Annotated in this window: 16 protein-coding genes and 2 pseudogenes; all 18 read right to left on the bottom strand. The window is 64.1% G+C overall.

Annotated elements, in window-relative coordinates; translation table 11 throughout:
- Nucleotides 1-83: pseudogene (locus AB7F41_RS16765) on the bottom strand (50S ribosomal protein L6); the annotation flags it as partial.
- Between the two features lie 32 nt (nucleotides 84-115).
- Nucleotides 116-514, bottom strand: a complete 399-nt coding sequence (gene rpsH, locus AB7F41_RS16770; protein ID WP_428385960.1) for a 30S ribosomal protein S8 — start codon at nucleotides 512-514, stop codon at nucleotides 116-118.
- 10 nt (nucleotides 515-524) lie between these two features.
- The gene (rpsN, locus tag AB7F41_RS16775) at nucleotides 525-830 is read right to left on the bottom strand and encodes a 30S ribosomal protein S14 (RefSeq protein ID WP_428385958.1); all 306 of its coding nucleotides are present in this window, start codon (nucleotides 828-830) and stop codon (nucleotides 525-527) included.
- A 47-nt stretch (nucleotides 831-877) separates the two neighbouring features.
- A complete protein-coding gene (gene rplE, locus AB7F41_RS16780) occupies nucleotides 878-1,570 on the bottom strand; it encodes a 50S ribosomal protein L5 (protein ID WP_428385956.1) in 693 nt (230 codons plus the stop codon).
- Entirely contained in the window at nucleotides 1,563-1,880 is a 318-nt protein-coding gene (rplX, locus tag AB7F41_RS16785; protein ID WP_428385954.1) for a 50S ribosomal protein L24, read from the bottom strand. Before rplX ends, rplE begins: the two co-directional genes overlap by 8 nt.
- The gene (gene rplN, locus AB7F41_RS16790; RefSeq protein WP_428385952.1) at nucleotides 1,880-2,248 is read right to left on the bottom strand and encodes a 50S ribosomal protein L14; all 369 of its coding nucleotides are present in this window, start codon (nucleotides 2,246-2,248) and stop codon (nucleotides 1,880-1,882) included. The genes rplX and rplN overlap by 1 nt, the downstream gene beginning before the upstream one ends.
- Before the next feature lie 84 nt (nucleotides 2,249-2,332).
- Nucleotides 2,333-2,575, bottom strand: a complete 243-nt coding sequence (gene rpsQ / locus AB7F41_RS16795; RefSeq protein ID WP_428385951.1) for a 30S ribosomal protein S17 — start codon at nucleotides 2,573-2,575, stop codon at nucleotides 2,333-2,335.
- Between the two features lie 6 nt (nucleotides 2,576-2,581).
- A complete protein-coding gene (rpmC, locus tag AB7F41_RS16800) occupies nucleotides 2,582-2,794 on the bottom strand; it encodes a 50S ribosomal protein L29 (RefSeq protein WP_428385950.1) in 213 nt (70 codons plus the stop codon).
- Between the two features lie 10 nt (nucleotides 2,795-2,804).
- Complete coding sequence (gene rplP / locus AB7F41_RS16805) at nucleotides 2,805-3,218, bottom strand: 50S ribosomal protein L16 (RefSeq protein WP_138166879.1); 414 nt, start codon at nucleotides 3,216-3,218, stop codon at nucleotides 2,805-2,807.
- Between the two features lie 24 nt (nucleotides 3,219-3,242).
- Nucleotides 3,243-3,992: a 30S ribosomal protein S3 gene (gene rpsC, locus AB7F41_RS16810; RefSeq protein ID WP_428385948.1), complete on the bottom strand. Its 750-nt coding sequence runs from the start codon at nucleotides 3,990-3,992 to the stop codon at nucleotides 3,243-3,245.
- Between the two features lie 13 nt (nucleotides 3,993-4,005).
- Entirely contained in the window at nucleotides 4,006-4,392 is a 387-nt protein-coding gene (gene rplV, locus AB7F41_RS16815; protein ID WP_428385946.1) for a 50S ribosomal protein L22, read from the bottom strand.
- A gap of 12 nt (nucleotides 4,393-4,404) precedes the next feature.
- Nucleotides 4,405-4,683, bottom strand: a complete 279-nt coding sequence (gene rpsS / locus AB7F41_RS16820; protein ID WP_428385944.1) for a 30S ribosomal protein S19 — start codon at nucleotides 4,681-4,683, stop codon at nucleotides 4,405-4,407.
- 3 nt (nucleotides 4,684-4,686) lie between these two features.
- Nucleotides 4,687-5,526 carry a 50S ribosomal protein L2 gene (rplB, locus tag AB7F41_RS16825; protein WP_428385942.1) on the bottom strand — a complete coding sequence of 280 codons (840 nt, stop codon included), beginning with the start codon at nucleotides 5,524-5,526 and terminating at the stop codon, nucleotides 4,687-4,689.
- Nucleotides 5,527-5,547: 21 nt separating this feature from the next.
- Complete coding sequence (locus AB7F41_RS16830; RefSeq protein WP_428385940.1) at nucleotides 5,548-5,844, bottom strand: 50S ribosomal protein L23; 297 nt, start codon at nucleotides 5,842-5,844, stop codon at nucleotides 5,548-5,550.
- A complete protein-coding gene (gene rplD, locus AB7F41_RS16835) occupies nucleotides 5,841-6,461 on the bottom strand; it encodes a 50S ribosomal protein L4 (protein WP_428385938.1) in 621 nt (206 codons plus the stop codon). The genes AB7F41_RS16830 and rplD overlap by 4 nt, the downstream gene beginning before the upstream one ends.
- 3 nt (nucleotides 6,462-6,464) lie before the next feature.
- Entirely contained in the window at nucleotides 6,465-7,202 is a 738-nt protein-coding gene (gene rplC / locus AB7F41_RS16840) for a 50S ribosomal protein L3 (protein ID WP_428385936.1), read from the bottom strand.
- Nucleotides 7,203-7,259: 57 nt separating this feature from the next.
- The gene (gene rpsJ, locus AB7F41_RS16845) at nucleotides 7,260-7,568 is read right to left on the bottom strand and encodes a 30S ribosomal protein S10 (RefSeq protein WP_014890764.1); all 309 of its coding nucleotides are present in this window, start codon (nucleotides 7,566-7,568) and stop codon (nucleotides 7,260-7,262) included.
- Nucleotides 7,569-7,678: 110 nt separating this feature from the next.
- Nucleotides 7,679-7,807 (bottom strand): annotated as a pseudogene (gene tuf, locus AB7F41_RS16850) (elongation factor Tu); the annotation flags it as partial.

The raw sequence follows: 7,807 nt of genomic DNA on the forward strand, positions 1-7,807 counted from the left end.
CCCTTCACCTGCACGAGCTGACCGTCCACCTTGGCGGTGACGCCGGCGGGAACGACGACAGGCTTCTTGCCGATACGAGACATTGTTGCAAATCCTGTTTGATGAGGCGCAAGGTCTAGAAGACCTTACACAGCACCTCGCCACCAACGTTGTTCTCGCGCGCCGCGTGATCGGCCATCACGCCCTTCGGCGTCGACACGATGGTGACGCCAAGGCCGTTCGCCACGCGCGGCACTGCGCCGACCGCCGCATAGACGCGGCGGCCTGGACGCGACACGCGCTCAATCTGCTTGATCACCGGCTCGCCGTCGAAATATTTCAGCTCGACTTCGAACTCGGTGCGGCCGTTGCCGAAATCCGTCGTCGTGTAGCCGCGGATGTAGCCTTCTTCCTTCAGCACGTCGAGCACATGCGCGCGCAGCTTGGAGCCCGGCGTCGCCACCTTGTCCTTGCGGCGCATCTGCGCATTGCGGATGCGGGTGAGGAGATCGCCCAACGGATCGTTGATCGCCATGTGCCCCTCCTTACCAGCTCGACTTCACAAGGCCCGGAACCAAGCCTCGCGAGCCCAGTTCGCGCAGCGCGATGCGCGACATTCTCAGCTTGCGGTAGAACCCGCGCGGACGGCCCGAGATTTCGCAGCGGTTGCGGATGCGGACCGGCGTTGAATTGCGCGGCAGCTCCGCGAGCTTGAGACGCGCCTCGAAACGCTCTTCGACGCTCAGCGCCTTGTCGTTCGCCGTCGCCTTCAGCCGCGCGCGGCGTCCCGCATAGGACTTCACGAGCTTCTGCTTCCGCTTGTTGTTCTCAATCGCGCTTTTCTTCGCCATTACCAGTTTCGCCTTTCGGTATCCGCGTTTGAGGAGCCGTTACGCCCTCACTGCCGGAACGGGAAATTGAACGCCTTCAACAAGGCGCGCGCCTCTTCGTCGGTTTTCGCCGTCGTGCAGACGATCACATCCATGCCCAGAATCGACTCGGCCTTGTCGTAGTCGATTTCCGGAAACACGATGTGCTCCTTGATGCCGAGCGCATAATTGCCGCGACCGTCGAAGGACTTCGGATTCAGTCCGCGGAAGTCGCGCACGCGCGGCAAGGCCACGGTGATCAGCCGGTCGAGGAACTCATACATGCGCGTCTTGCGCAGCGTCACCTTCGCGCCGATCGGCATGTTCTCGCGCAGCTTGAAGGTCGAAATCGCCTTGCGCGCGCGGGTGACGACCGGCTTCTGCCCGGCGATGAGGCCGAGATCCGCCGCCGCCGACGACGCCTTCTTGCTGTCGTTGACGGATTCGCCGACGCCCATGTTGAGCACGATCTTTTCGATCGTCGGCACTTCAAGCGTGTTCTTATAGCCGAACTGCTTGGTGAGCGCCTCGCGCACGACGTCGTCGTAGTGCTTCTTCATCCGCGGCACGTAGGCGCCGTCGGCGCCGACGGGCGCCGCGCCCTCAGCCTTCGCCGGCTTTTCCTTGGCGGCCTTCTTCGGCTCCTTCGCCTCCGCGCCCTCGGCGGCGGGCTTTTGAGCCTTGGCGGGCTTTTCGGCCTTCGGCTTCTTTTCCTCAGCCATCGATCAATTCTCCGGAACGCTTGGCGACGCGGACCTTGCGGCCGTCGTCGAGAATCTTGAATCCGACGCGCGTCGGCCTGCCGTCCTTGGGATCGGCCAGCGCGAGATTCGACAGATCGATCGGCGCGGCCTTGTTGACGATGCCGGCTTCGCGATCCTTGGTCTGACGCTGATGGCGCTTGACCATATTGACGCCGTCGACGACGGCGCGGCCGTCGCTCGGGATCACGCGCAGCACTTCGCCGCTGCGGCCCTTGTCGCGGCCGGCGAGAACGACGACCTTGTCGCCCTTCTTGATCTTGGCGGCCATTACAACACCTCCGGAGCGAGCGAGATGATCTTCATGTGATTCTTGGCGCGCAGCTCGCGCGGCACCGGTCCGAAAATACGGGTGCCGATCGGCTCTTTCTGATTATTGATCAGCACGGCGGCGTTGGAATCGAACCGAATGACGGAGCCGTCCGCGCGTTTGATGTCCTTCGAAGTGCGCACGACGACGGCCTTGAGCACGTCGCCCTTCTTGACGCGGCCGCGCGGAATCGCCTCCTTGATCGACACGACGATAATGTCGCCGACGCCGGCGTATTTGCGCTTTGAGCCGCCCAGCACCTTGATGCACATCACGCGGCGCGCGCCCGAATTATCGGCGACGTCGAGGTTGGTCTGCATCTGAATCATGGCTTACCCGCCTTTCGTTCCGGTCTGGTTTCGGCGAGCCCGCTGTGGACTGCGCCGACTTCGTCCGGACAGTTCTTTTTCCGACTACGCTCCGGCCGTCTCTTCGACGACGCGCCAACGCTTCAATTTCGAAATCGGCGCGGTCTCTTCGATCGTCACCGTATCGCCCACCTTGAACGCGCCGTTCTCGTCATGGGCGTGATAGTTCTTTGTGCGGCGCACCGTCTTCTGGAACAGCGGATGGGTGAAACGGCGTTCGACCTTCACCACCACCGTCTTGTTCTGCTTGTCGCTGACGACGACGCCCTGGAGAATTCGCTTCGGCATGGCGCTTTAACCCTGCTGTTCCGCGCGCTTCTGCGCGGCGATGGTTTTTGCGCGGGCGATGTCGCGACGAACGACGCGCACGCGCGAGGTGTTCTCGAGCTGGCCGGTCGCCCGCTGAAAGCGCAGATTGAACTGCTCTTTCTTGAGCTTCAGCACTTCGTCACTGAGCTGATCTTCGGTCATCGCCTTGATGTCGGAGAGGCGCTGCTTGGATTTCATCACGTCCCCCTTACTCTGCGATGCGTTCGATGAAGCGAGTCTTGATCGGCAGCTTCGCGGCGGCGAGCGTGAGCGCCTCGCGCGCCAGCGGCGCGGGCACGCCGTCGATCTCGAACATGATGCGGCCGGGCGCAACGCGCACCGCCCAGAATTCCGGCGCGCCCTTGCCCTTGCCCATACGCACTTCGGTCGGCTTCTTGGAGACCGGCACGTCGGGGAAGATGCGGATCCAGACGCGTCCGGCGCGCTTCATATGGCGCGTCATGGCGCGGCGCGCGGCTTCAATCTGGCGCGCGGTGATGCGCTCCGGCTCAAGCGCCTTCAGGCCGAACTGACCGAAGTCCAGCGAGTAGCCCGCCTTGGAGGCGCCCCGGATGCGGCCCTTGAAGGCCTTACGGAACTTGGTGCGTTTGGGTTGCAGCATGGTAGCGCTCTTTAATCCCGTTCGTTACGCCGCGTCGCGCGGTTCGCGCGGCTCGCGACGACGGCGGTCGCCGCCGCGATCGCGATCGCCATGGTCGCCGCCGGCGGCCTGTTCGGCCGCCTTCTTATCCTGCGCCATCGGATCGTGCTCGAGGATTTCGCCCTTGAAGATCCAGACCTTGATTCCGCAGGCGCCATAGGCGGTATGCGCGGTCGCCGTGCCGTAATCGACGTCGGCGCGCAGCGTATGCAGCGGCACGCGGCCTTCGCGATACCATTCGAGACGCGCGATCTCCGCGCCGCCGAGACGGCCCGAGCAATTGATGCGGATGCCCTGCGCGCCGAGGCGAATGGCCGACTGCACGGCGCGCTTCATCGCGCGGCGGAAGGCGACGCGACGCTCGAGCTGCTGCGCGATCGACTCGGCGACGAGCGCGGCCTCGGTCTCGGGCTTGCGCACCTCGATGATGTTGATCACGACCTCGCTGCCGGTCAGCTTGCCGACCAGCTTGCGGATCTTGTCGATGTCCGCGCCCTTCTTGCCGATGACGACGCCGGGACGCGCCGAATGGATGGTCACGCGGCACTTCTTGTGCGGACGCTCGATGACGATCTTCGAGACCGCCGCCTGCTTCAGCGTCTTCGCCACCGCCTCGCGGATCGCCATGTCCTCATGCAGCAGCTTGGCGTATTCGCCCTTGCTGGCGAACCAGCGCGAATCCCAGGTGCGGTTGACGCCCAGTCGCAGCCCGATCGGATTAACCTTCTGACCCATGGTGTTGAATCCTTTAGGCGTTGGCTTGCGCTTCGACTTCGCGCACGATGATCGTCAGATTGGCGAAGGGCTTCTCGATCCGGCTTGCCCGGCCACGCGCGCGGGCATGGAAGCGCTTCATCACCAACGCCTTGCCGACGAAGGCCTGAGCGACGACGAGGTCGTCGACGTCGAGGCCGTGATTGTTCTCGGCGTTGGCGATGGCGCTTTCGAGCGTCTTCTTCACCTCATGCGCGATCCGCTTCCTGGAGAATTCCAGATCGGCGAGCGCGCGATCCACCTTCTTGCCGCGGATCAGCTGCGCGAGCAGATTGAGCTTCTGCGGCGACACGCGCAGCATCCGCGCAACGGCCTTCGCTTCGTTTTCCGCAAGCCGGGGCGGATTGGCTTCCTTCGACATCGTGAGCCTCTCTTAGCCTCTCTTGGCCTTCTTGTCGGCCGCATGGCCGTGGAAGGTGCGGGTCGGAGCGAATTCGCCGAATTTGTGGCCAATCATGTCTTCCGACACGGACACGGGAATATGCTTCTGGCCGTTGTGCACGCCGAAGGTCAGCCCCACGAATTGCGGGAGAATGGTGGAGCGGCGGCTCCAGATCTTGATGACCTCCGAACGGCCCGAGGCGCGCGAGGCCTCGGCCTTCTTGAGAAGATAGCCGTCGATGAACGGGCCCTTCCAGATCGAGCGAGCCATGGGTTAGCCCTTCTTCTTGCGATTGTGCCGCGAGGACACAATGAAACGGTCGGTGGATTTATTCGTGCGGGTCTTCTTGCCCTTGGTGGGCTTGCCCCAGGGCGTGACCGGATGGCGGCCGCCCGAGGTGCGGCCTTCGCCGCCGCCATGCGGGTGGTCGATCGGGTTCATCGTGACGCCGCGATTGTGCGGGCGGCGGCCGAGCCAGCGCGAACGGCCGGCCTTGCCTATCGAAGTGTTCATGTGATCCGGGTTGGACACCGCGCCGAGAGTGGCGAAGCACTGCCCATGGATCAGGCGCTGCTCGCCGGAATTCAGGCGAATGATCACATAGCCCTGATCGCGGCCGACGATCTGCGCATAGGTGCCGGCCGAGCGGGCGACGGCGCCGCCCTTGCCGATCTTCATTTCGACATTGTGCACGATGGCGCCGACCGGAATGTTGGCGATCGGCATGGCGTTGCCGGGCTTCACGTCGACCTGATTGCCGGCGATCACTTCGTCGCCGACCGCAAGACGCTGCGGCGCGAGAATATAGGCCAGCTCATTGTCGGCGTAGCGGATGAGCGCGATGAAGGCCGTGCGGTTCGGATCATATTCGAGGCGCTCGACCTTGCCCGGCACGTCCAGCTTGCGCCGCTTGAAATCGACGATGCGATAGGCCTGCTTATGGCCGCCGCCGCGAAAACGCACGGTGACGCGTCCGGAATTATTGCGTCCGCCCTTCGAGGTCTTGCCCTCGGTCAGCGTCTTGACCGGCTTGCCCTTGTAGAGCTCACGGCGGTCGACGATGACGAGCTGGCGAAGGCCCGGCGTGACCGGCTTGAATGTCTTCAGCGCCATAGTTCTATCCTCACGCCTTCCTTACAGTCCGGTCGTCACGTCGATCTTGTGGCCCTCGGCGAGGGTCACGACCGCTTTCTTGACGTCGCTCTGCTGGCCGCGCATCCCGCGGAAGCTCTTGACCTTGCCCTTGCGCAGGAGCGTGTTGACGCTTTCGACCTTGACGTCGAACAGGCCTTCGACCGCCGCCTTGATCTGGGGCTTCGTGGCGGTCTTCGCGACGTTGAAGACCACCTTGTTGCTCTCCGAGGCGAGCGTCGCCTTCTCGGTGATGACCGGGGCGACGATCACGTCGTAATGGCGAACGTCCTTGCTCATTTCAGTCGCGCCTCCAGCGCGTCCACGGCGGCGCGGGTCAACACCAGCTTCTCGCGGCGAAGAATGTCGTAAACATTGACGCCTTCGACCGGCAGAACGTCGATCTTCGGAATGTTGCGCGCGGCGAGCGCAAAATTGTTCTGCGGCGCACCGCCGACGATGATGATCGCGCTGTCGACGCCGGTCTTGGCGAAGCCCGACGCCAGCAGCTTGGTCTTCGGCTCGGAAAGCTCCGCCGACTCCCAAACGATGATGCCGCCGTCCTTCGCCTTCGCCGACAGGGCGTGCTTCAGCGCGAGCTGGCGCACTTTCTTCGGCAGATCATGCGCATGGCTGCGCACCACCGGGCCGAAGGCGCGTCCGCCGCCGCGGAACTGCGGCGCGCGCGCCGAGCCGTGACGGGCCCCGCCCGTGCCCTTCTGCTTATGCAGCTTCTTTCCCGAGCGGGCGATCTCGGCGCGGTTCTTGACCGCATGGGTGCCGGCGCGGCGCTTGGCGAGCTGCCAGCGGATCATGCGGAAAATGAGGTCCTTGCGCGGCTCGAGGCCGAATACCTCATCGGAGAGTTCGATCGAACCGGCCGCCTGGCCGTCGAACGACGTGACGTCGATCTTCACGGCTCAGTCCTCCTTCTTCTCTTCTTGCGGAGCGGCGTCGGACGCCGCGCCTTCGCCCTGTCCGTCCCCGAGGCGGAACTTGCCCGGCTGCGGCGCATCCTTCGGGAGCGCGCGCTTCACCGCGTCGCGCACGAAAATCCAGCCGCCCGCCGTGCCCGGCACCGCGCCCTCGACGAGCAGCAGTCCCCGATCAGGGTCGGTCTGCACGACGCGCAGATTCTGCGTGGTCACGCGCTCGACGCCCATGTGGCCGGCCATTTTCTTGTTCTTGAAGGTCTTGCCCGGATCCTGACGGCCGCCGGTCGAACCATGCGAGCGATGCGAAATCGAAACGCCGTGCGACGCGCGCAAGCCGCCGAAGCCCCAACGCTTCATCGGACCGGCGAAGCCTTTGCCGGTCGACGTTCCCGTCACGTCGACGAACTGGCCGACGACGAAATGATCGGCAGTGATCTCGGCGCCGATCGGCAGCAGCTCGTCCTCGTTCACGCGGAACTCGGCGAGCTTCATCTTCGGCTCGACCGACGCCGCGGCGAAACGCGCGCGTTCGGCCTTCGAGACGTTCTTGACCTTGGCGCGGCCGATGCCGAGCTGCACGGCGGTGTAGCCGTTCTTCTCCTGGGTCCGCTGCGCGACGACCTGGCAGCCGTCGAGCTTCAGGACCGTGACCGGCACATGCTCGCCCGCCTCCGTGAAGACGCGGGTCATTCCGACCTTTTGCGCGATGACGCCCGACCGCATGATCCAATCCTTCGCAAAGCGCGCTCGCTTCTCTTGAGGAGCGCCGCCTGAATTCCGTTAAAGCTTGATCTCGACGTCCACGCCGGCGGCAAGATCGAGCTTCATGAGCGCGTCCACCGTCTGCGGGGTGGGATCGACGATGTCGAGAACGCGTTTATGCGTCCTGATCTCGAACTGTTCGCGCGACTTCTTGTCGATGTGCGGCGAACGGTTCACCGTGAATTTTTCGATGCGCGTCGGCAACGGAATCGGACCGCGGACCTGAGCGCCCGTGCGCTTGGCCGTCGAGACGATCTCCTTCGTCGACGTGTCGAGAATCCGGTGATCGAACGCCTTGAGGCGAATCCGGATATTTTGACCGTTCATTGTCTCGTCCTTTGGGACCGCGAGCGGCTCTGCTCGCCTTCATGCGCCGCGCGGAAGCCGCGCGGCTTTGTTCACAAGAGCGAGCGCTTGGCCCGCGGCCCGGATTCGCTTTACTCGATGATGCTGGCGACGACGCCGGCGCCGACGGTGCGTCCGCCTTCGCGGATGGCGAAGCGCAGCTTCTCCTCCATGGCGATCGGCACGATCAGCGCGACTTCCATCGTCACATTGTCGCCCGG

Source organism: Methylocystis sp. (genome assembly GCF_050251305.1).
In the GTDB taxonomy this organism is placed as follows: domain Bacteria; phylum Pseudomonadota; class Alphaproteobacteria; order Rhizobiales; family Beijerinckiaceae; genus Methylocystis.

Excerpts from the sequence above, each read along its gene's own strand:
- rplX (WP_428385954.1), bottom strand. The coding sequence starts at position 1,880 with ATGGCCGCCAAGATCAAGAAGGGCGACAAGGTCGTCGTTCTCGCCGGC.
- rplV (WP_428385946.1), bottom strand. The coding sequence starts at position 4,392 with ATGTCGAAGGAAGCCAATCCGCCCCGGCTTGCGGAAAACGAAGCGAAG.
- rplC (WP_428385936.1), bottom strand. The coding sequence starts at position 7,202 with ATGCGGTCGGGCGTCATCGCGCAAAAGGTCGGAATGACCCGCGTCTTC.
- rpsH (WP_428385960.1), bottom strand. The coding sequence starts at position 514 with ATGGCGATCAACGATCCGTTGGGCGATCTCCTCACCCGCATCCGCAAT.
- rpsJ (WP_014890764.1), bottom strand. The coding sequence starts at position 7,568 with ATGAACGGTCAAAATATCCGGATTCGCCTCAAGGCGTTCGATCACCGG.
- rplE (WP_428385956.1), bottom strand. The coding sequence starts at position 1,570 with ATGGCTGAGGAAAAGAAGCCGAAGGCCGAAAAGCCCGCCAAGGCTCAA.
- rpsS (WP_428385944.1), bottom strand. The coding sequence starts at position 4,683 with ATGGCTCGCTCGATCTGGAAGGGCCCGTTCATCGACGGCTATCTTCTC.
- rpsN (WP_428385958.1), bottom strand. The coding sequence starts at position 830 with ATGGCGAAGAAAAGCGCGATTGAGAACAACAAGCGGAAGCAGAAGCTC.
- rplB (WP_428385942.1), bottom strand. The coding sequence starts at position 5,526 with ATGGCGCTGAAGACATTCAAGCCGGTCACGCCGGGCCTTCGCCAGCTC.
- rpsC (WP_428385948.1), bottom strand. The coding sequence starts at position 3,992 with ATGGGTCAGAAGGTTAATCCGATCGGGCTGCGACTGGGCGTCAACCGC.
- rplP (WP_138166879.1), bottom strand. The coding sequence starts at position 3,218 with ATGCTGCAACCCAAACGCACCAAGTTCCGTAAGGCCTTCAAGGGCCGC.
- AB7F41_RS16830 (WP_428385940.1), bottom strand. The coding sequence starts at position 5,844 with ATGAGCAAGGACGTTCGCCATTACGACGTGATCGTCGCCCCGGTCATC.
- rplN (WP_428385952.1), bottom strand. The coding sequence starts at position 2,248 with ATGATTCAGATGCAGACCAACCTCGACGTCGCCGATAATTCGGGCGCG.
- rpsQ (WP_428385951.1), bottom strand. The coding sequence starts at position 2,575 with ATGCCGAAGCGAATTCTCCAGGGCGTCGTCGTCAGCGACAAGCAGAAC.
- rpmC (WP_428385950.1), bottom strand. The coding sequence starts at position 2,794 with ATGAAATCCAAGCAGCGCCTCTCCGACATCAAGGCGATGACCGAAGAT.